The 20722-nt window shown below is 63.2% G+C and carries 21 protein-coding genes; 12 read left to right on the top strand and 9 right to left on the bottom strand.

All coding sequences use genetic code 11. The annotated features are described in order from the left end of the window. Nucleotides 1–40 precede the first annotated feature (40 nt). Nucleotides 41–2131, top strand: coding sequence for an HNH endonuclease signature motif containing protein (locus AYX22_RS08120; protein ID WP_207596977.1), 2091 nt, complete (start codon nucleotides 41–43; stop codon nucleotides 2129–2131). 421 nt (nucleotides 2132–2552) lie between these two features. Beyond that, nucleotides 2553–3425, top strand: a complete 873-nt coding sequence (locus AYX22_RS08115; protein ID WP_207596976.1) for an NAD(P)-dependent oxidoreductase — start codon at nucleotides 2553–2555, stop codon at nucleotides 3423–3425. 95 nt (nucleotides 3426–3520) lie between these two features. On the opposite strand, the gene AYX22_RS08110 is transcribed toward AYX22_RS08115, so the two are convergent. The 3 genes from AYX22_RS08110 to pdhA are packed head-to-tail and all read right to left on the bottom strand — an operon-like array spanning nucleotide 3521 to nucleotide 7136. After that, entirely contained in the window at nucleotides 3521–4960 is a 1440-nt protein-coding gene (locus AYX22_RS08110) for a dihydrolipoamide acetyltransferase family protein (protein WP_207596975.1), read from the bottom strand. Beyond that, the gene (locus tag AYX22_RS08105) at nucleotides 4957–5967 is read right to left on the bottom strand and encodes an alpha-ketoacid dehydrogenase subunit beta (protein WP_207596974.1); all 1011 of its coding nucleotides are present in this window, start codon (nucleotides 5965–5967) and stop codon (nucleotides 4957–4959) included. Before AYX22_RS08105 ends, AYX22_RS08110 begins: the two co-directional genes overlap by 4 nt. Next, the gene (gene pdhA, locus AYX22_RS08100; protein ID WP_207596973.1) at nucleotides 5967–7136 is read right to left on the bottom strand and encodes a pyruvate dehydrogenase (acetyl-transferring) E1 component subunit alpha; all 1170 of its coding nucleotides are present in this window, start codon (nucleotides 7134–7136) and stop codon (nucleotides 5967–5969) included. Before pdhA ends, AYX22_RS08105 begins: the two co-directional genes overlap by 1 nt. 195 nt (nucleotides 7137–7331) lie before the next feature. Here pdhA and AYX22_RS08095 point away from each other — a divergent pair, with 195 nt between their 5' ends. The 5 genes from AYX22_RS08095 to AYX22_RS08075 all read left to right on the top strand — a co-directional run bounded on the left by AYX22_RS08095 (nucleotide 7332) and on the right by AYX22_RS08075 (nucleotide 10939). Continuing rightward, the gene (locus tag AYX22_RS08095; RefSeq protein WP_207596972.1) at nucleotides 7332–7802 is read left to right on the top strand and encodes an Lrp/AsnC family transcriptional regulator; all 471 of its coding nucleotides are present in this window, start codon (nucleotides 7332–7334) and stop codon (nucleotides 7800–7802) included. Nucleotides 7803–7949: 147 nt separating this feature from the next. Then, on the top strand, nucleotides 7950–8657 hold the full coding sequence (locus AYX22_RS08090; protein ID WP_242703565.1) for a hypothetical protein: 708 nt from the start codon (nucleotides 7950–7952) through the stop codon (nucleotides 8655–8657). Nucleotides 8658–8785: 128 nt separating this feature from the next. Further along, nucleotides 8786–9193 (top strand): DUF4383 domain-containing protein, encoded by a 408-nt coding sequence (locus AYX22_RS08085; RefSeq protein WP_207596971.1) that lies wholly within the window; start codon nucleotides 8786–8788, stop codon nucleotides 9191–9193. 44 nt (nucleotides 9194–9237) lie between these two features. Next, nucleotides 9238–9843 (top strand): hypothetical protein, encoded by a 606-nt coding sequence (locus tag AYX22_RS08080; RefSeq protein WP_207596970.1) that lies wholly within the window; start codon nucleotides 9238–9240, stop codon nucleotides 9841–9843. Nucleotides 9844–9919: 76 nt separating this feature from the next. Continuing rightward, nucleotides 9920–10939: a PHP domain-containing protein gene (locus AYX22_RS08075; RefSeq protein WP_207596969.1), complete on the top strand. Its 1020-nt coding sequence runs from the start codon at nucleotides 9920–9922 to the stop codon at nucleotides 10937–10939. Between the two features lie 85 nt (nucleotides 10940–11024). Here the strand turns inward: AYX22_RS08075 and AYX22_RS08070 are convergent, their stop codons facing one another. Further along, nucleotides 11025–12644: a sodium/solute symporter gene (locus AYX22_RS08070; RefSeq protein WP_172322137.1), complete on the bottom strand. Its 1620-nt coding sequence runs from the start codon at nucleotides 12642–12644 to the stop codon at nucleotides 11025–11027. Then, entirely contained in the window at nucleotides 12641–13021 is a 381-nt protein-coding gene (locus AYX22_RS08065) for a DUF485 domain-containing protein (protein WP_207596968.1), read from the bottom strand. Before AYX22_RS08065 ends, AYX22_RS08070 begins: the two co-directional genes overlap by 4 nt. A gap of 207 nt (nucleotides 13022–13228) precedes the next feature. Between AYX22_RS08065 and AYX22_RS08060 the strand changes: the two genes are divergently transcribed. Genes AYX22_RS08060 through AYX22_RS08040 form a run of 5 tightly spaced genes read left to right on the top strand, consistent with a single transcriptional unit; the run spans nucleotide 13229 to nucleotide 17732 of the window. Next, nucleotides 13229–14431, top strand: a complete 1203-nt coding sequence (locus tag AYX22_RS08060; protein WP_207596967.1) for a histidine kinase — start codon at nucleotides 13229–13231, stop codon at nucleotides 14429–14431. A gap of 21 nt (nucleotides 14432–14452) precedes the next feature. After that, nucleotides 14453–15172 carry a LytTR family DNA-binding domain-containing protein gene (locus tag AYX22_RS08055; protein WP_207596966.1) on the top strand — a complete coding sequence of 240 codons (720 nt, stop codon included), beginning with the start codon at nucleotides 14453–14455 and terminating at the stop codon, nucleotides 15170–15172. Further along, nucleotides 15169–15531, top strand: coding sequence for a hypothetical protein (locus AYX22_RS08050; protein ID WP_207596965.1), 363 nt, complete (start codon nucleotides 15169–15171; stop codon nucleotides 15529–15531). The genes AYX22_RS08055 and AYX22_RS08050 overlap by 4 nt, the downstream gene beginning before the upstream one ends. Continuing rightward, complete coding sequence (locus AYX22_RS08045; protein WP_207596964.1) at nucleotides 15528–16994, top strand: cation acetate symporter; 1467 nt, start codon at nucleotides 15528–15530, stop codon at nucleotides 16992–16994. The genes AYX22_RS08050 and AYX22_RS08045 overlap by 4 nt, the downstream gene beginning before the upstream one ends. A 45-nt stretch (nucleotides 16995–17039) precedes the next feature. After that, nucleotides 17040–17732, top strand: a complete 693-nt coding sequence (locus AYX22_RS08040) for a hypothetical protein (protein WP_207596963.1) — start codon at nucleotides 17040–17042, stop codon at nucleotides 17730–17732. A 24-nt stretch (nucleotides 17733–17756) separates the two neighbouring features. Here the strand turns inward: AYX22_RS08040 and AYX22_RS08035 are convergent, their stop codons facing one another. The 4 genes from AYX22_RS08035 to pyrH all read right to left on the bottom strand — a co-directional run bounded on the left by AYX22_RS08035 (nucleotide 17757) and on the right by pyrH (nucleotide 20694). Further along, complete coding sequence (locus AYX22_RS08035; RefSeq protein ID WP_089594332.1) at nucleotides 17757–18341, bottom strand: DivIVA domain-containing protein; 585 nt, start codon at nucleotides 18339–18341, stop codon at nucleotides 17757–17759. A gap of 20 nt (nucleotides 18342–18361) precedes the next feature. Next, a complete protein-coding gene (locus tag AYX22_RS08030; RefSeq protein ID WP_089594331.1) occupies nucleotides 18362–19297 on the bottom strand; it encodes a phosphatidate cytidylyltransferase in 936 nt (311 codons plus the stop codon). Next, on the bottom strand, nucleotides 19297–19854 hold the full coding sequence (frr, locus tag AYX22_RS08025) for a ribosome recycling factor (protein ID WP_207596962.1): 558 nt from the start codon (nucleotides 19852–19854) through the stop codon (nucleotides 19297–19299). Before frr ends, AYX22_RS08030 begins: the two co-directional genes overlap by 1 nt. 102 nt (nucleotides 19855–19956) lie before the next feature. After that, nucleotides 19957–20694 carry a UMP kinase gene (gene pyrH / locus AYX22_RS08020; protein ID WP_207596961.1) on the bottom strand — a complete coding sequence of 246 codons (738 nt, stop codon included), beginning with the start codon at nucleotides 20692–20694 and terminating at the stop codon, nucleotides 19957–19959. Nucleotides 20695–20722: the final 28 nt, after the last annotated feature.

The raw sequence follows: 20722 nt of genomic DNA, 5'->3' as shown, positions 1-20722 counted from the left end.
GCTGGCTAATAATGTCGGACCCCCCTGACATGCTTGATTCATGGGAGCAATCGGGCAGGTATTGGCAAGGCGGGCAGGCTCGCCCCGCGGCCATGCGCTGCTTCGTCAAAGAGCCCTCACATCTCTTAACGGTCCTGCCCGGGTCCCGGCATTCAAGCTCACGACGGCGGTAGGCCAGGATGCGGATACGTCCAGCGGCACTGGGCTGCTTCTCGGTCTGAGTCCGATGGCGCGGTCCTCGGAGTCGGGCTACGCTGGCGGCCTGAGCTCCCCAGACGTTGCTCCGGGCTTGCGTGTAGTTCCGGTTGCGGACATTAAGCGCGCGGCTGGCTTCGTCGATGCGGGCCAACCCTCTCCCGACGTCGTAGACGTACCACTTGCGCAGGCCGGTGCAATCCTGACATCCCTCCGCCAATCCGTCCTTCATAAAACCCGGCTGTTTGGGTTCGTTGAAGCAGCGGATTTTGCCGGCGAGGTCGAGGAGATCGCCCGGTCGGTGGAGTACTTGCAGGTGGTCGCGGCGCAGGCTGTGGAACGGACCCGGACCGAAGCCCTACAGGCCGGTCCGGGGTCCTCGGCAGCAGCACCGCAATGGCGGACCGGCTGGACCGAACCAGAGCCAGGCACCGACACCGCGGCAGCTTCGCAGAGCGCGGCTTCCCAGAGCGCGGCTTCGCAGAGCGCGGCTTCCCAGAGCGGAGCTTCCCATGGCAGGACGGGAACCGCCACCGCTGCGGCGACCGATGGTGAAACAGGATCAGCACGTTGGGCATCGGACGCCCAGGCCAGTGTTCTGGATGACGGGTACCGGAACGCGGCCCAGTTCCTGCGCGCACGGTTGCGGATCGGCATCGCAGAAGCCAAGCGCAGGCTCGCCCTCGCCCCGGACGTCCTCCCCCAAACCGGGATCACCGGGCAGAACATCCCGGCCCGCCACGCAATCCTCTCCCAAGCGGTTGGTTCCGCACTGGTGCCTTCCCGTTCGGCCTCGATCATCAGCACCGCCCTGGACAAAGTCCGGAACCTCACCGACGAGGACACCCTCACCCGGATGGAACACGCCCTCACCACCACCGCGGTCGAGACCGACCCGGACTTCGTCACCACAATGGCCAAACGCTGGATCGACGCCATCGACCACGACGGCCCCGAACCCACCGAAGAAATCCTCCGCCAACTCCAAGGCGTGTTCCTCCGCCGCCAACGCCGCCACGGCCTCCACCACCTCGAAATCTTCGCCACCGACGAACAATACGAAATCCTCACCACCGCCATGAACGTCGCCACCAACCCCCGCCTCACCACCCCCGGCACCGGCACCACGGAAAACACCGAAACCGGGGACACCCCACACAACAACCCACACAACAACCCACACAACGGCCCAGGCACAGGCACCAGCCCGGACCTCGACCGGCGCAGCCGCCCACAGAAACTCCTCAACGGCCTCACCAGCGCCTGCAGCCTCGCCATGCGCACCGAAAAACTACCCGCCAACGGCGGCCTCCCACCCCAACTCACCGTCACCATCGGATACCAAGAACTCCTCGAACAAGTCCACAACCACCACCACAACCCCGGCACCGGCACCGCCCCGAACCAGCACGGCACCCGAACAGGGACTCGGATAGGGACTGGGGCTGGGCTAGGGACCGGGGCTGGGGCAGCGCCAGTGGCTGGGATAGGGACAGGGGCCGGGGTAGGGACTGGCACCGCGACCTTCACCGGCCCGATGCACCCGAACACCATCCGCAAAATCGCCTGCGACGCCGACATCCTCCCCGTCGTGCTCGGCAGCGACTCCCGCATCCTGGACATCGGCCGCACCACCCGGATCTTCCCACCCCACATCCGCAAAGCCATCACCGCCCGCGACCAAGGATGCGCCTTCCCCGACTGCACCATGCCCGCACCCTGGTGCGAAGCCCACCACACCACCTACTGGTCCCACGGCGGCACCACCTCAACAGACAACGGCACCCTGCTCTGCAGCCACCACCACCACCTCATCCACAAAGAACAATGGCGCATCGACATCAAAACCGGCATCCCCTGGTTCATCCCCCCACCCCACATCGACCCACACCAAACACCCCGACGCAACCACCACCACACACCCCACAGAACATAGGAAAGCGTCCGCAGAACAACAACACGCCAAACCGGTGACGCCGGGTCACGCCCAGCACCGTCCGAATAACAGGGCGACAGTCCGATAAAACGGTGCGCGGTCGGGGAGGGCCTGATGCTGGACGGCGCCTGATGCTGGGCGCGTCCGGCTCCGGCTGCGAAGGTCAGAGGAATCCCAGGGCAAAAGAAGCTGCCCGGCAAAGCTCCTGATCGAGCGGCAACCTGAGCGAGCGGCAACCCGTTTCGTTGTACTCGTATGCCCTGGGTCGTTCGTGTCTTCCTAGGACTCTCAGGGCCAGCCTGAGAGGCTGTTTTCTGCCGCCTCGCCGCCTAGGCTGAAACCCGGACCTTGCTGACTCAACGAAGCAGCTGAATCAACAAGGCGACAGGGTCAGGGACCAGCCACTATCGAGGAGCACACCATGAGGATTGCCGTCACGGGCGGAAGCGGAAAACTGGGTAGGAGCGTAGTCCGGCGACTCACGCAGGATGGCCACCAGGTACTCAACATTGACCGCGCCGGGACCCGTGGCAAGGGCTACGTCAACGTGGATCTCCGTCATTACGGGCAGGTCCTGGATGTCATCCTGGGCCTGGACGACCAGCACCACGGTTTGGACGCAATTGTCCACCTGGCCGCCATTCCCGCACCAGGCCTTGCCCCCGACGCAACAATTTTCGAGAACAATATGGTGTCCACCTATAACGTGTTCCAAGCTGCCCGGCGGGCCGGCATCAAGAAGGTGGTCTATGCCTCCAGCGAGACGGTACTGGGACTTCCCTTCGACATCGCTCCTCCCTACATTCCCGTGGACGAGGAGTACGCGGCCCGGCCGGAAAGCACCTACTCGCTGGTCAAGCATCTCGAGGAGCAGATGGCCGTCCAGCTCACGCGATGGGATCCGGAACTCAGCATCACGGCGCTGCGTTTCTCCAACGTCATGGACCCCGAGGACTACGACGCCTTCCCGTCGTTCGACTCTGACGCAAACCTTCGGAAGTGGAACCTCTGGGGCTACATCGACGCCCGCGACGGTGCACTGGCAGTGGTCAAGGCCCTGGAACATGGCGTGCCGGGTTTTGAGACGTTCATCATTGCCGCCGCTGATACCGTGATGAGCCGAAGCAGCGCCGATTTGGCCGCGGAAGTCTTCCCCGGCGTCGAGGTCCTCAAGGAACTGGGCGAGCACGAAACCATGCTGTCCATCGACAAGGCGCGCAGGCTCCTGGGTTTTAAGCCGGAACACAGTTGGCGCAATGTCCACTCCAACCGGACAACCCCCACCGAGGATTGACACCACCTGCCCGCTGACGCGCGACGGCCCACCCCCTAACCGCAGTTTCCTGCAAGCACTCGTAAGAGGATGGGCCGGCGCAGCTTCAGTTAACGCTAGATCATGGTCATGACCATGGCGGGATCTTCAAGGATGGCGCCCAAGTCGGCAAGGAACCGGGACCCTTGTTCGCCATCGACCAGGCGGTGATCGAACGACAGGCTGAGGGACATGACCTGCCGGACGGCGAGTTTGTCATTCACCACCCATGGCGCCTTCCGCACAGCACCAAGTGCCACGATAGCGGCCTCGCCAGGGTTCAGGATGGGGGTGCCGGCGTCGATCCCAAACACACCGATGTTGGTGATGGAGATGGTCCCGCCGGACAAGTCCGCTGGGGACGTCTTGCCCGCCCGGGCAGTATCGGTCAGTTCAGTGAGCGCCGTGGACAGCTCACGCAGTGTCAGCCGGTCAGCGTCCTTGATATTGGGTACCGTCAGGCCACGAGGCGTTGCCGCAGCGATGCCCATGTTCACGTAATTGAACTGGACGATCTCCTGGCTCGCCTCATCCCAGCGTGAATTCAGCGACGGGTTGTTGCCCAGCGCTACCAGGACCGCCTTGGCCGCGATGGTCAGCGGTGTCAGCTTGTAGCCTTCGAACGTGCGGCTGCCTTTGAGCCGGGCCAACAACTCCATGGTCGCCGTGACGTCGACGGTCAGGAACTCCGTCACATGCGGCGCGGTGAAGGCACTCTGCACCATGGCGGCGGCAGTGAACTTGCGGACACCCTTGATGGGAGTACGAGTTTCCCGTTCGCCCTGCGCTGGTGCAGCGGACACCTCGACCGGCGCCTCGGTACCCGTGAAGTTCTGGACATCCTCGCGGGTAATAAGTCCGTCCGGCCCGGTGCCGCGAACCAATTCCAGGTTGATCCCCAGGTCACGGGCCAGCTTTCGCACGGGCGGAGTGGAACGGGGTCGCTCAGGGCTTCCTTCTTCTGCACGACGTGCCGCTGTGGGCGCGACGATTGCTGGCGCCGCCGGAGTTACCGGCTCCTCCGGGGTTTCCGGCGTTGGGACCTTGATGTCCCGTACCTGCCCCCGGGCGCGCCGTGTCGGACGGCCGGAATGTTCGACGACGGCGCCGTACCCCACCAGGTTCGGCTCACGTTTCGCCGGGGCCCCCACCGCTTCAGTGCCGGCATTTGCCAGCGAGCCGTTGGCAGCGCTTTCGACGGCGGTCCGCTCACCGGCGGACCCGTTGCCAGCAGCCGGCGCGCCACCCCCAGTGGGAGACCCGGCGTCGTCGACCTCAAACGAAACGATCGGCTTGCCGACCTCCACCACCGTGCCAGGCTGCTCATGAAGTTCAGCAACCACTCCTGCGAAGGGAGAGGGCAACTCCACAACGGCCTTGGCGGTTTCCACCTCGGCGATCACCTGGTTCAGCGTGACAGTGTCCCCCACAGCCACCTTCCAGCTCAGGATTTCCGATTCTGTGAGGCCTTCACCAAGGTCCGGCAGCCTGAATTCCTTGATCATGGTGGCGGTCATCCTTCCAGTCCACTCAGCGAGTTGGGGCGGCCCAAGGCGCGGTCAACGCCGTCGAGAATCCTGTCCAGATCCGGCAGATGGTGCATCTCCAGCTTCGAGTAAGGGTAGGGCACATCGAAGCCGGTGATGCGGACGGGAGCGGACTCCAGGTAATGGAAGCACCGTTCAGTGATGCTGGCGGCGATCTCCGCACCCAAGCCGCCGGACTGGCCGGCCTCGTGGGTGATCACCAAGCGGCCCGTCTTGCGGACAGATGCTTCCACCACGGGGTAGTCCACGGGGGCCAGTGACCGGAGGTCGATGACTTCCACGGACAGGCCTTCGTCAGCCGCTGCCATCGCGGCGTCCTTTGCTGTCTTCACCAGCGGACCGTAGGCAACAAGTGTCACGTCAGAACCGGCATTCACCACGGCGGCTCTGTCCAACGGAAGTGCCGTGGAGAGGTCGATGGTTTCGTCCACATCACCCTTGTCGTGATAGCGACGCTTGGGTTCAAAGTAGAGGACGGGATCATCTGAGGCGATCGCCTGCTGGATCATGGTGTAGGCATCCTGCGGATTGGACACTGCCACAACCCGGAGTCCGGATGTATGGGTGAAGTAGGCCTCGGGCGACTCTGAATGGTGTTCCGGCGAGCCGATGCCACCCCCGAAGGGAACGCGGATGGTGATGGGCATCTTGACCCGCCCCTGGGTGCGGTAGTGCATCTTGGCGACCTGGCTGACAATCTGGTCAAACGCAGGGTAGATGAAGCCATCAAACTGGATCTCGCACACGGGACGGTAGCCGCGGTAGGCCAGACCCACCGCGGTGCCGATAATGCCTGACTCAGCCAGGGGGGAATCGATGACCCGGTGCTTTCCAAAGTCTTTCTGAAGTCCGTCGGTGACGCGGAAAACACCACCGAGCGCGCCAATATCCTCACCCATCAGGACCACTTTGGGATCGTTTTCGAGCGACTTCCGGAGGCCGGCGTTGATGGCGCGGGCAAACGTGAGCTTCGACATCAGAGTGCACCTTCCTCGACTGGCTGGTTGAAGCTGTTCAGGTAGCGCGAGTAATGGTCCTTCTGGCGTTCAATCCAGGAATGGGGCGTGCTGTAGACGTGGTTGAAGACGTCCAACGGCTGCGGGTCCGGCATCTCGATACAGCTGGAACGGAGCTCGGCTGCTACCGCGTCAGCCTTACTTTTGACGCGGGCCTCGACGTCCTCGGTGAGGAGGCCTTTGGCCTCCAGGAGCTTGCGCAGCCGCAGGATGGGATCCTTGGCGGCCCAGTCTTCGAGTTCGATCGGGTCGCGGTACCGGGTGGGGTCGTCGGCAGTGGTGTGCGGACCCATACGGTAAGTGACGGCCTCGATAAAGGTGGGTCCGCCGCCATTGCGTGCCCGGTCCAGGGCGACCCGCGTGGCAGCCATGACAGCGAGGACATCGTTTCCGTCAACCCGCATGCTGGGAATTCCGAATCCAGTGGGCCTGTCGGCCAATTGCACGTGCGACTGTACCCGCACAGGTTCTGAAATGGCCCAATGGTTGTTCTGGCAGAAGAAGACCACGGGAGCCTGGTAGCTGGCGGCGAACACCATGGCCTCGTTCACGTCGCCTTCACTTGTGGCGCCATCGCCGAAGTAGGCGAGGACCGCAGTGTTGGCTCCATCCAACTGCACGCCCATGGCGTAGCCGGTGGCGTGCAGGCTCTGGGATCCGATGATGATCTGGGGCGTCGCCAGGTTGATGCGCTGCGGGTCCCAGCCATAGGAAGCATTGCCCCGCCACACCCTGGCAATCTCGGAGAGGTGGGCTCCACGAACGTAGGCTACGCCGCTTTCGCGGTAGCTGGGGAAGACGAAGTCGTCATCGCGCAGGGAGCGGCTGGAGCCGATCTGCGACGCCTCCTGGCCCAGGAGCGGTGGCCACAATGCCAGTTCGCCCTGACGTTGGAGCGCCGTCGCTTCGGCATCGATGCGGCGGATAACTGTCATGTCCTCGTACAAGGAACACAACTGCTCATCTCCGACGTCCTTCACCCAGACATCGAATTCGGGATGGCTGATCCGTTCGCCTTCCGGCGAGACCAACTGGAGCAGATTGCCGCCAGTCCTCAGGGGAATTTGTGCACTATGTCCAGGGCCCGGAGTGTCGTGATGCACTCCCTTGCCCGCCTGATCCGTCAACACAGGTGATCGCAACCTTCCGGCTCGTTTTCGTCGGCGCTGACTGGACTTGTGATCCTGCCGCAGACCGGCCCTCCGGCACCTTCGCCGAAGTTAATTGTGACCCTACTCACAACGCGCATCAGGTACAACTACCCTTCTGAAAATTGAGCATTCTGCCCTGTTTCGCTTGAGCACACCGTGCTAATCTTGCGCATTATGCAACCCCTGGATGGCACTGACACCCGGCTCCTTTCTGCGATGGCAAAGGACCCCCGCGGGACAGTGGTGGCGCTGGCCCAAAGGCTGGGCCTGTCCCGCAATACGGTGCAAGCGCGCATGGCCCAGCTGGAGAAGAAGCACGCCTTCCTCTCCTTTGAACGAAGGATCAACCCGGTTGCGCTCGGCTATCCGTTGACTGCATTCATCACGGTCCACGTCCAACAGCAAAAGCTCGCCTCCTTGGCTCAGGACCTGGCAGACATTCCGGAAATCCTTGAAGGCTTCGGCCTCACAGGATCGGCGGACCTGCTGTTGCGTGTTGTCGCCTTGGACGCGGAGGACCTCTACCGCATCAATGGAAAAATCCTCGGCTGCGAAGGGGTGGAACGGACCGACACAGCACTGGCAATGCGTGAGATGATCCCGTACCGCGTCCAGCCGCTCCTTGGAAGGCGCTCCGGGGACTGAACTCCCTCCCCACCTGCGGTTATTGGCAGCCCGGTACTTGCCCGTCGAACCCGCATGCGATTGGATGCAAGAGGACGTACCGGGGACCGGCCAGAGGTCCCCGGCCATGTGGTGGCGCTGCCGAAGGCTGCCGAAAGGGGCACTACCGTGAGCAACCCGCAACAACCCGAACCCAACTACCCGGGCCAGAACCCGCCGCCGGTGCCGCCCGGGCCCGGGTACCCCCCTCAGACCGGCGGCGCGCCGCAGTGGCAACAGCCGCCGTCGTCCGCTGCTCCCCAAGCCGGAGGGCCCCAAGCCGGAGGGCCCCAATACGGCGGCCCCCAGTACGCAGCCGCCGGCCAGGAGCCGTACGCCCAGAACCCTTATCCGCAGGGCCAATCCCAGTCCGGACAGTACCCTCCGGGCCAATTCGGCCAGCCACCGGCCCGGAAGAGCAGGAAGGTTTTGTGGATCGTCCTCAGCATCGTCGCCGGAGTGATCGTGCTGGCGGTGGTGGGCGTGCTGCTGCTGGTCAATCTGGTGGGCAATGCAACGTCCAAGGCCAGGTCCTTGGCGGACGAATTCACCAATTTGGTGGTCTCCGGCCAAACCGAGCAGGCCTACGACAACTACCTGAGCCAGCCCCTGAAGGATGAGCTGGACAAGCAGTCGTTCATGGACGGCATTGCCAGCCTGGAACTGGATAGCTCGTGCAAGCCGAACTACAACTCGGTGAACGTCAACAACAACAACGGCAACAACAAAGCCGATCTCTCCGGTGCCTTGCAATGCGACGGCAAGACCATTGATCTCCACTACGTCTTCGAGGGCAGCAACGACCTCAAGATGAGCAGCATCCGCCTCCGGCCCTAACCGCCGGAAAGAATTTCCCTTACACCACCCATCCACCTGCGCTTATGGTCCGAATCACTGCTTGAGAGCCCCACCCGGGGCTCAGCAGGACGGCCGGGATATCCGGCCATCACCGGAAGGTTCGGACCATGCGTACTTCGCCCAATCGCCTGATCGCCACCATCTTCGGAGCCGTCTACCTCTTGGTAGGCGTGCTCGGATTCTTTGTCACCTCGGGAATCGGCTTCTTCGCCACCGAGGGCGCCAACCTCATCATCTTCGCCGTGAACCCGCTTCACAACATCATCCACCTGGCCATCGGCGCTGCCCTTCTTTACGCCGGTATGAACAGCGTCACGCTGTCCAAATCCGTCAACACGGCCGTAGGCGGCGTGTACCTCCTGGTGGGTATCCTCGGACTCTTCCTGGTGGGTTCGTCCCTGAACATCATCGCCCTCAATGGCGCAGACAATGTTCTGCACCTCGCCAGCGCCGTGGTCCTGCTGGGTGTTGCCCTGTCCCAGGACAAGGCAACCGTAGCTTCCGCCCGCGCCTGATCCGCCTGATCACCGAGTAAAGCAGCGAAAGGACGGCAAGAGCCATGGAACGCAGACACCACCCCACACTGAACGCAGCGACCCTCCTGTTTGTTTACTTCGCAGCGATGGCCGCCGGGATGGTTGAGCTTTCCCTTGCCGCCGGATATCTCACTGGAACAGCGTCAGCGACACCCGGGATGGTGGCAGCCGGCGTGGCGACCCTCGCGGCGGGCCTTGCCTTTTTGGCCTGGTCCCTGCGGGGGCTGCACCGCAACTCCCTGGTCATGGCACGGTTCGCTCTTCCTGTCCTCGCTGTTACGGCAGCTGCTCACCTCGCAGTCACAGTTGCCGGGATCAGTTCCCTGCGCTCACTGGACGTGAGCCACTTTGCCGCCCTCGGCCTGACGCTCATGGCTCTTGCCGGAGCCGGCTGGCTGAGGCGGCAGCACAAGACCAACGACGGCGGCGCCCACGGCCAGCCAAGGACCGGGCGGCTTCTGGCAGCCGCGTTCGGAGCCGCCGTCGTTGTTGCTTCAGTTGCAACACCAGGACTGGCCGCCTCAATGGCAGGACAGCACGCTGTCCCGCATGGCGAGCACGGCCAAGCCCCGCACGGAGAAAACGGCCAGGGCTCCAATCCCGCCCTGGACCCGGGTCGCCACCACTAGCTGACGGCGACCGGACCGGCGCACCATTGACACTGCCCACTGTTGATGGTGCGCCTGGTTCGTGGATCATGGAGCCATGGATCCCATAGAGGCGCTCGACGAAATCTCTTTCTGGCTTGAACGCAGCCAGGCCCCCACCTTCAAGGTCCAGGCCTTCCGGAAAGCGGCCGACGCCGTGCGGCAGCTTTCGCCCGAAGAGTTGGCCAAGCTTGTGGGCACCGGGCGGATCACCAGTCTCAAAGGGGTCGGCAACCGCAGCGCCGAAGTCATCACCCAGGCCCTCGAAGGGCGGATCCCCGAATACCTTGCGGACCTGCGCCAACGGGGCACCGAATCGTTGGCATCCGGAGGGGACACGCTCCGGGCAGCACTGCGCGGCGATCTCCACAGCCACAGCAACTGGTCCGACGGCGGCTCCCCCATTGAATCCATGGTGGCAGCGGCACGGACCCTCGGCCGTGAATATCTTGCCCTTACCGACCACTCCCCCAATCTCACCATTGCCAATGGACTGAGCGTGGAGCGGCTTGAGAAGCAGCTCGGCGTCGTGGAGGGAATCAACTCATCCCAGGATGGCTTCCGCCTGCTCAAGGGCATTGAAGTGGACATCCTCGAAGACGGAACCCTGGACCAGACTCCGCACATGCTGGGCCAACTGGACGTGGTGGTGGCCAGCGTCCACTCCAAACTCCGGTCAGACAAGAAGACCATGACCACGCGGATGTTGGGCGGCATCACCGATCCCCACACCAACGTGCTGGGGCATTGCACCGGACGCCTCGTCCAGGGATCACGGGGTACGCGGCCCGAGTCCGAGTTCGATGCCGCGAAAGTCTTCAAGGAGTGCGCGGAGTGGGGTGTCGCCGTCGAAATCAACTCCCGTCCCGAGCGTCAGGACCCACCGGACAACCTCATCACAATGGCTCTGGACGCCGGCTGCCTGTTCAGCATCGACAGTGATGCCCATGCTCCTGGCCAACTCGACTTCCTGCAGTACGGTGCCGAACGCGCCGAAGCCCTGGGGGTCCCAACGGAACGGATTGTCACTACCTGGCCGCTGGAACAACTTACGGAGTGGCTCAGCCTGAAGAAGTAGGCTCAGCCTATAGAAGAAGGCTCCTCCTGCGCGTTGTTCGCAGGAGGAGCCTTCTTTTTGGGTTACTGATTTGTTTGAGCCGGCGCTAGTGGTCTACCGCCTTCTCGGCACCGACGCCGGTCAGCGAGCGCACTTCCATCTCCGCCTGCTTGGCCGGATCTTCGCGCCGCTTGTCCAGAACGGTTCCGAGCCATCCCAGGAAGAAGGCCAACGGGATGGACACAATGCCCGGGTTGCTCAGCGGGAACAGGGCGAAGTTCGCTCCGGGGATCATGGACGTCTTGGCGCCCGAAACCACGGGTGAGAACGTGATGAGCAGGATGGCTGCAGCCAAACCGCCATACATGCTCCAGACTGCGCCCTGGGTGGTGAACTTCTTCCAGAACAGGGAGTAGACGATGGTGGGCAGGTTCGCCGAGGCTGCAACTGCGAAGGCGAGCGCCACCAGGAAGGCTACGTTCTGTCCGTTGGCAAAGATGCCGCCCAGGATGGCAAGCACGCCGATCACCAGTACCGTCCGACGGGCCACCTTCACCTCGGTGATGGCATCCGCTTTGCCTTTGGCAATGACGTTTGCGTAGATGTCGTGGGCGAAGGATGCAGCCGCCGTGATGGTCAGACCAGCCACCACCGCCAGGATGGTAGCGAAGGCAACCGCCGAAATGAAGCCCAGGAGCAGAGGGCCGCCAAGGTGGAAGGCCAGCAGAGGTGCGGCGGAGTTGACGCCGCCGGGTGCGGACTTGATGGTTTCCGCCCCCACCAGGGCTGCGGCACCGTAGCCCAGCACCAGGGTGAAGAGGTAGAACAGGCCTATCAGCCAGATCGCCCAGACCACGGATTTGCGGGCTTCCTTGGCTGTCGGGACAGTGTAGAAGCGCATCAGCACGTGCGGCAATGCGGCTGTGCCCAGGACCAGGGCAAGGCCCAGAGACATGAAGTCGAGCTTGGACGTTTCGGTCTTTCCATACTGCAGCCCGGGGTTCAGGATTGCCGGGTTGTTGGCCGCTTCAGCGGCAGAGCCCAGCAGGCTGGACAGGTTGAAACCGTAGATTGCAAGCACCATTGCTGTCATGACCCCTGCACCGGCAATGAGCAGGATGGCTTTGATGATCTGGACCCAGGTGGTGCCCTTCATGCCACCGATGAGTACGTACATGATCATCAAGGCGCCGACGACGATGATCACCAAGGCCTGGCCGCCCCAGTCGCTGATGCCCAGCAGGAGCGAAATGAGGCTGCCTGCTCCTGCCATCTGGGCGAGGAGGTAGAAGAAGCACACGGCCAAGGTGGAGAGGGCAGCCGCAATTCGGACAGGGCGCTGACGCAAGCGGAAGGACAGAACGTCAGCCATGGTGAACTTGCCGGTGTTGCGGAGCAGTTCAGCCACCAGGAGCAAAGCCACGAGCCAGGCGACAAGGAAGCCGATGGAGTACAGGAACCCGTCGTAGCCGTTGATGGCGATGGCGCCGGTAATGCCGAGGAAGGATGCCGCCGACAGGTAGTCTCCGGCGATGGCCGTGCCGTTCTGCGAACCAGTGAAGGATCGGCCTGCTGCGTAGTAATCTGCTGCGGTCTTGTTGTTCCGGCTGGCCCGGAAGACGATCACCATGGTGACCGCGACGAAGAGGGCGAAAATGCCCATGTTGAGCAGGGTGGTGTCTTTCAGCGCTTCGACGTTGACTGCTGCCGGGACCATGGTGTTCATTTGACTCCCCCGCTGATCACTTTGCCGTCCTTATCAAATTCGTGTCCCTCGATCTCATGGCGGATTTCAGCAGCGATGGGGTCCAGCTTCCTGTTGGAGTAGCTCACGTACCATGCCGTGATGCCGAAGGTAGTGACGAACTGCAGCAGGCCGAGGATCAGCCCGACGTTGATGTTGCCCCATACCTTGATGGACATGAAGCCCACCGCGTAGTCGGCCAAGAGAACATATGCGAAATACCAGAGCAGGAATACGACTGCCATCGGGAAGACAAAGCTGCGGTGCCGCTTGCGCAGTGTCTTGAACCGTTCCGTCTGTTGAACTTCCTGGAAGTCCACGGACGCTTTTTCGTCCTGGGGTTGGGCCTCATTACCCATGGTTCCTCCTGATTGTGATGTGTCCACACCAGCTCCACACGCCTGCCAATGTGACTGCAATCACTATCGAACGCCGCGCGGTGCCTGTTCCAGAGCATCGCGCCCTGCCATCGCTCAACGGTTGCGGTGCTGCGCCAAACGGTGGAATGTGCACCACGTTCCGTGGAATCGGGGCGAGGTTCAGGAGCATCCGGCTACGCTGGCCTTATGCCCGACTCACCGCTGTTCACCGCCGCTGCCATCGCCGTGATCGTGCTGGCCATCGCCGTCGTCGTGGGTGTTGGGCTCAAGGTCATGCGTTCCTTCCGGGACCTGGGCACCGACGCTGAACGCGCCACTTACAACACTTTGCACGCGGCCTCCCGGGCCGGGCAGCATCTCCGTGGCGGCCTCCAACCGGCCGGTGCAGCGAAAGCGAGCAAGCAACTGCGCGTACTGCTGGGCTGCGATGCCTTGGCCATCACGGACACCGGTTCTGTGCTCGCGTGGGACGGTACAGCCGAGGAACTCAGACCGTCGCTGATGCGTCTTGCGGCCGAGGTCCTGGCCACTGGCCGAACCGCGGTGGTGCCGCACGCCGGGCATCGGACCACTGCCAAGGCCGAGCATGGAAACCATGATTTCAGTGCCGTGATCGCTCCTATCCGCTCCGGTTCCAGGGTGGTCGGCTCCGTGGCAGCCCTGGCACCGGCGGCAGGTGCCGGGCTGGTGAGGGCCACCAGCGAGGTGGCCGACTGGATAGCCGCCCAGCTGGAACTGACGGAACTCGAAGCCTCCCGGACCTTGCTGATGGAGGCTGAGGTCAGGGCGCTGCGTGCCCAAATCAGCCCGCATTTCATCTACAACTCCCTCAATGCCATTGCCTCGTTCATCAACACCGACCCCGCCCGGGCCCGTGAGTTGGTGGTGGAGTTCGCCGACTTCACCCGGTACTCCTTCCGGCGCCACGGCGACTTCACCACTTTGGCCGAGGAACTGCGCTGCATCGACCGTTATCTCCTGCTGGAACGGGCACGCTTCGGCGAACGCGTCCAGGTGAGCCTGAGGATCGCCCCCGAGGTCCTCAGTACGGTCATCCCGTTCCTCAGCCTGCAACCTTTGGTCGAGAACGCAGTCCGGCACGGGCTGGAGGCCAAGGAGGGCCCGGGCCATATCACCATCTGCGCCAACGATTCCGGTGCTTTCGCTGAAGTAACCATCGAAGACGACGGCGTGGGCATGGACCCCGACCACCTTCGGTCAGTGCTCGCCGGGCACACGGATGGAATCCATGTGGGCCTGCGCAACGTGGATGCCCGCTTGCGCCAGGTGTACGGGGACGAGCACGGACTGGTCATCGACACTGCTCCCGGGGAAGGAACCCTGATCACCATGCGGGTGCCGAAATCCCAGCCCGGCCATGACGCCTGAGGCGACGGTTAGTCTTTAAACATGATCAACGTGCTCGTCGCTGATGACGAACTTCCCGCCGTGGAGGAGCTTGCCTTCCTGCTGGGACGGGATGAACGGATTGGCGCCATCCACCGGGCCTCCTCCGGTGCTGAGGCGCTGCGGACCCTGGAAACGGAGTCTGTCGACGCCGTGTTCCTCGATATCCACATGCCGGCATTGTCCGGCCTGGACATCGCACGGGCCATTTCCCGCAGCAGCCATCCACCCGCCGTCGTTTTTGTCACCGCTGATGAAGAGTGCGCACTGGAAGCTTTCGACCTCGCCGCGATCGACTACCTGCTCAAGCCGCTGCGCGCAGAACGGTTGTCCCGTTCCGTGGACCGGATCAGCGACCTGATCAGGGAAGGCACCCCTGCGCCGGAAATGATTACCGTGGACCTCGGCAGCACCACCCGCATGATCCGCCGGGACGATGTCACCTACGTCCAGGCCCAGGGCGATTACGCGAGGTTGCACACAGCCGAAGCCAGCTATCTCATCAGGGTTCCCCTCAGCGACCTTGAACAGAAGTGGGCAGAGGCAGGCTTCATCCGGATCCACCGCTCGTACCTGATCGCCCTGAACCACGTCCAGCACCTCAAGCTGGCTGCAACGGGTCCCAGCGTCGCCGTGGCCGGAGCTGAATTGCCCATCAGCCGACGCCACCTGCCTTCCGTCCGGGACAAACTGCAGTCCACGCGCATCCGGCCGCAGGGATGACCCGCGTCCGTGTGACGGCACCCCGCCAGCCGGCCACAGCGGCTCCCGGGCGGCTGCCCTACCCGCGCGAGGTCGCCGAAGACTCCGACGCAGGCAAACTTTTCATCCGGTCCCTGATCCGCTCGCAGTTGCGCCTGGCGCTGGTGGTGGCATGTTGCTTCCTGATCATCCTCGTGGTGATCGCACTGTTCCTCGTGTACGGGCCTGGCGTGGCAGAAACAAGGATATTCGGCATCCCGCTGGACTGGATGGTGCTGGGCGCCGGCATCTATCCGGTGATTGGCTTGAGCGCCTGGCTATACAACCGCGCGGCGGCCCGCAACGAGGCCCGCTACAGGGATCTGGTGGAGGACAAATGAACCCGGCTGTGGGCCTGTTTGCGTTCCTTGCCGTGTCACTGGCGACGGCAGTCATCGGCTTCTACGGTCTGCGCATCTCGCGGACAACCGGCGACTTCTACGTGGCTTCGAGAACCGTCCCGCCCTGGTGGAATGCCTCTGCAATCGGCGGTGAGTACCTGTCTGCCGCCAGCTTTCTTGGCGTCGCCGGACTGATCCTGCTCTCGGGAACGGACGCACTCTGGTTCCCGGTGGGCTACACCGCCGGTTACTTGATGCTGCTGCTCTTTGTCGCCGCTCCTCTGCGTCGCTCAGGTGCCTACACCATTCCCGACTTCACCGAAGCCCGTCTGGATTCCGCTCTGGTCCGCCGCGTGACCAGCCTGGTGGTGGTAGCCGTTGGCTGGCTGTACATCGTCCCGCAACTCCACGGGGCGGCGCTCACCATCCGCATCACCACAGGCCTGCCGTCGTGGGTAGGCTCGACGGCGGTTGTTGTGGTCGTGTGCCTCACGGTAGTGGCAGGTGGCATGCGTTCCATCACGTTTGTGCAGGCCTTCCAATATTGGCTGAAACTGACTGCCCTGGCAGTTCCGGTGGTCTTCGTGCTGCTGGTGCTGGCTGGTAACGGCACCGGACCCCAGGCGCCGCTTCCCATCAACCCCACCGGCCAGCCCTCCGCCGGCGCGTACCAGCACATTTCCCTGTTGGTGGCGTTGCTCTTCGGAACGCTGGGCCTGCCCCATGTCCTGGTGCGGTTCTACACCAACCCGGACGGGCAATCCGCCCGGAGAACCACACTCATTGTGCTGGGCCTGCTCTCCGTCTTTTATCTTTTTCCCACCGCATCCGGCGCGGTGGGACGAATGTTCGCGCCCGAACTCGCACAGTCCGGCCAGGCCGACGCCTTGGTCCTCCTGCTCCCCGGCAAGCTGATAGGGGGCACCGCCGGAGACCTTCTCTCCGCCCTCGTCGTAGCCGGAGCCTTCGCCGCCTTCCTGTCCACCACCTCGGGGTTGGTCGTTTCGCTGTCAGGCGTCATCAGCCAGGACCTCTTCGGCGGAAGCGTCAGGGGCTTCCGCCTCGCAGCGGTGCTGGCCGCCGTCGTTCCTTTGGGCTTTGCCTTAATGACCGACAGCCTGGCCCTGGCCGGGAGCGTTGGCTTGGTCTTCGCGTTCACAGCCTCGACCATCTGCCCGGTCCTGCTCCTGGGAATCTGGTGGCGCGGCCTGACCGACGCCGGTGCGATTGCCGGAATGCTGACCGGTGCACTGCTCTGTGGTGGTGCCATGGTGATGGGTACGCTCATGGGATCAGGCAACGCGCCCGCGTGGCTTGCCCAGCCGGCAGCGTGGAGCGTCCCGGCAGCGTTCGCGGTGACGGTGGTCGTTTCCCTTGCAACGAAAAGCCGTGTGCCTGGGTCTGTGAACCGCGTCATGTCGCGGCTGCACGTTCCGGAGCGGCCGGTGGTCACCGAGCGCTAGGCCCGGCCTGTTGTCCGCGCAGCAGCCAGGGTGGACAATGACGCCATGTCCGAGGAACCGGGCGCCTCAAGCCCAGAGCCGCCGGCAAGACCGACGGAGTTGTCACCGAGTGTCCGCGCTCAATTGCTGGCCACCGAGCACTGGAGCCTGCTCGCCTCACGCAGTACCACCCAGGGCGAAGTCCTCACACGCATCAGCATGTTCCTGACCTTCACTTCGGCAAGCCTGTTGAGTGTGGCGCTGGTGGGTAACGCCACACAGTTTTCAGATGCCTTCAGGGCTTTCGCGCTGACCGTCCTCAGTATCGACCTTGTGGTTGGCCTGCTCACTCACGTCCGCGTCATGAGTGTGGGCATGGAGGACCTGATGTACGTCCTGGCGATGAACCGCTTGCGGGCGGCCTACGTCGACATGGATCCCGGCATAGGGCCGTACCTCATGGCCGGCGCCCACGATGACGAAGAAGGCGCTAAAAGGACATACTACTTCCTGGGCGTTCGGACGGACTTCAGCCAGGTCGCTGGCAGCAGCATGGTCTTCATGGGCTTCGTCAACTCAGCCTTGATCGCCCTCCTGCTGGGATCGGCACTGCTGACTGCCGGGCTTCCCCCAGTGGTGGCAGTCCCCGTCGCCGTTCTGGTCGCCCTGGCCTTCTTCGGCACATCACTGGTCCGCGGCCACAGACGCTACCTGGCAGTGTGGAAGAACCACCCGCCTGTTTCCCCCAGCACCCATTAGCCCGCCCGATGAGCAGGGTGTGGATTAGTCGATAGCCGCCATGAGCTCCACGGCGCGGGCCAGGAACGCGTCCACCTGGGCTTCTTCGTAGCCTTCATCGCCCTTGGCCGCCCGGAACACGGCCCGGCGGACAGTGTCCACGCTCAGGACCTGGTCGTGTTCAAGGTATCCCACCAGTTCAGCACACAGTGCGTCCACGTCCTGGATGTTGTAGCTGCGCGCCCGCCTGCTGGAAGGTCGACGGAACCGCTCGCCATCGGGCCGGTGAAGCCGGCCCCGCAGGATGCCGGAGAGTTTGCCGATCTGGCGCAACCAGGCTTCTTCGCCCTGCTGGCTGATCAGGTCGTCACGCTCGCGGCGTGCAAACGCATCCTCGAGCCGGTCCAAGGCGGCGTCCACGCTGTGGGCGTCGTACCCGCCTTTGACGGGATCAAAGGCCACGTCCCGCACGTCCACGCTGGCCACCTGGTCAGCGGTACCCACGGGGTTCTCGAACGACGTCCTGGCTCGCTGGAGGAACTCGTCAACTTGTTTGGCGTTATAGCCGTACTTGCTGCGCTCCACGCGATCGAACGTTGCGGGAATCTGGCGTCGAATATCCACGGACACTAATTTTCCTTCGTTGATTGTCAGACGCCGCTGAGCAGCGCGAACAGAACATAGGCTACAGGGGCCGCGAACACAATGGAGTCCAGGCGGTCCATGACGCCACCGTGGCCGGGCAGGATACTGCTCATGTCCTTGACCCCCAATTCACGTTTGACCATGGACTCGGCAAGGTCGCCTGCCGTAGCTGCGGCCACCATGCCAACGGCCAGGAGCAAGCCCACCCACCAGGGCTTGTCGAGGAGGAAGATGCAGGCCAGGACGCCAATCAGCATGGCTCCACCCACCGACCCGGCGAAACCCTCCCACGACTTTTTGGGACTGATTTTTGGAGCCATCGGATGCTTCCCGAAGGACGCCCCAACGATGTACCCAAACGTGTCATTGGAAACGACCAACAGCAGCATGGACGCAATCTGCCATGCACCTTCGGGGATCCCATCCGGCCAAAAGCCCACAGGAGTGGGGCCGCTGGTGGTGTGCAAGGACAGCGACGCGAAGCTGATGAGGAAAGGAATCCACGCCAGGGTGAACACACCGGCGAAGACGCTCCGCGGCGCTCCAGCGGCGCTCTCGATGGAACGCCAGAGCAAGACGGCCACGGAACTCGCCGTCATGGTGAACAGCAAACCTTCCAGGCCGCCAAAATAGGCCGATACCGGCATCACCAGGCTGCCAACCATCACGGGGATGATCGGCATCCTGGTGCCCTGGGCTTCGAGGGCCCGGAAAACTTCCCACACACCCAACACAGCAAAAGCCGTGGTGAGCAGGACGAATCCCAAGGGGAGGAAAAGCAATCCGCCCAAAACCGCCAGAAGCATGGAAAGGCCGACGCCGATGGCCGCCGGAAGGTTCCGGCCGGCCTTTGGCGTGGGGTTCGTCCGTACGCGCCTGGCGCGCTGAGGGGTATCGCGTGTCGGGACCCGTCCAGCGGGTGCCGGCTCAGCCTGGTTCATCAGACCTCGAGCAGCTCGGCTTCCTTGCGCTTGAGCAGCTCGTCGATGCTGTCAACGTGCTGCTTGGTCAGGGCGTCGAGCTCCTTCTCAGCGCGGGCACCCTCATCTTCACCGGCTTCGCCGTCCTTGACGAGCTTGTCCAGCGCGTCCTTTGCCTTGCGGCGGATGCTGCGGATGGAGACCTTGGCGTCTTCACCCTTGCCCTTGACAATCTTGACGTACTCCTTGCGGCGTTCCTTGGTGAGCTCAGGAATGGTGATGCGGATGACGTTGCCGTCGTTCGATGGGTTGGCACCAACCTCGGAATCGCTCAACGCCTTCTCAATGTCGCGCAGAGCGGTTTTGTCGTAGGGCGTGATGAGGATGGTCCGGGCATCGGGAACACCGAAGGAAGCCAACTGCTGGAGCGGCGTGGGGGTGCCGTAGTACTCGACAATTACCTTGTTGTAGAGACCGGGGTTCGCCCGACCCGTACGGATCGTAGCGAAATCGTCCTTGGCTACCTCAACCGCCTTGTCCATCTTTTCGCCGGCTTCGAGCAAGGTCTCTTCGATCACGGGTTTCTCCTCAGAAATAAGTTGCTGCCCTCATGCAGGCCGCAGTGCACAGTAAAGATCCGCCGTGAAAGGCGGAAGGTCCTAGAAATATCCTAGCCCCAGCTAGGGAGTAACCAGGGTTCCCAGCGTTTCGCCGAGGATGGCACGGGTAACGTTGCCCTCACCTTCCATGCCGAAGACCACCATGGACAGTTTGTTGTCCTTGCACATGGTCATGGCCGTCTGGTCCATGACGCGGATGTCCCGGCGCAGGGCGTCGTCGTAGCTGAGGACATCCAGCTTCTCGGCTGTGGGGTCCTTCTTGGGATCGGCAGTGTAGACGCCATCCACACCGCTCTTGGCCATGAGGACCACGTCAGCATGGACTTCGAGGGCACGCTGGGCCGCTACGGTATCAGTGGAGAAGTAGGGCAGTCCGGCGCCTGCACCGAAGATGACAACGCGGCCCTTCTCCATGTGGCGGATGGCACGGCGGGGAATGTAGGCCTCGGCAACCTGGCCCATGGTGATGGCGCTCTGGACGCGGGTTTCAACGCCTGCCTGCTCCAGAAAGTCCTGCAGGGCCAGACAGTTCATGACCGTGCCGAGCATGCCCATGTAGTCGGCGCGGGAACGGTCCATACCGCTCTGGGACAGCTCTGCGCCGCGGAAGAAGTTGCCGCCGCCTACGACGATCGCAACTTCGACGTCGGACACGGCTGCCGCGATCTGCTTGGCGATGGCCCGGACGGTCTCAGGATCGACGCCGAGCTTGCCTCCGCCGATGACCTCGCCGGAAAGTTTCAGAAGTACACGTCGGCGGGTCTTCTCGGGCTGGATTGCAGTGTTGACGGTTTCCATGGTGCCTCCCGTTGGTGGACTCTGGCTA

Source organism: Arthrobacter sp. D5-1 (genome assembly GCF_017357425.1).
In the GTDB taxonomy this organism is placed as follows: domain Bacteria; phylum Actinomycetota; class Actinomycetes; order Actinomycetales; family Micrococcaceae; genus Arthrobacter.
This window is presented reverse-complemented; position numbering and strand designations above follow the sequence as displayed.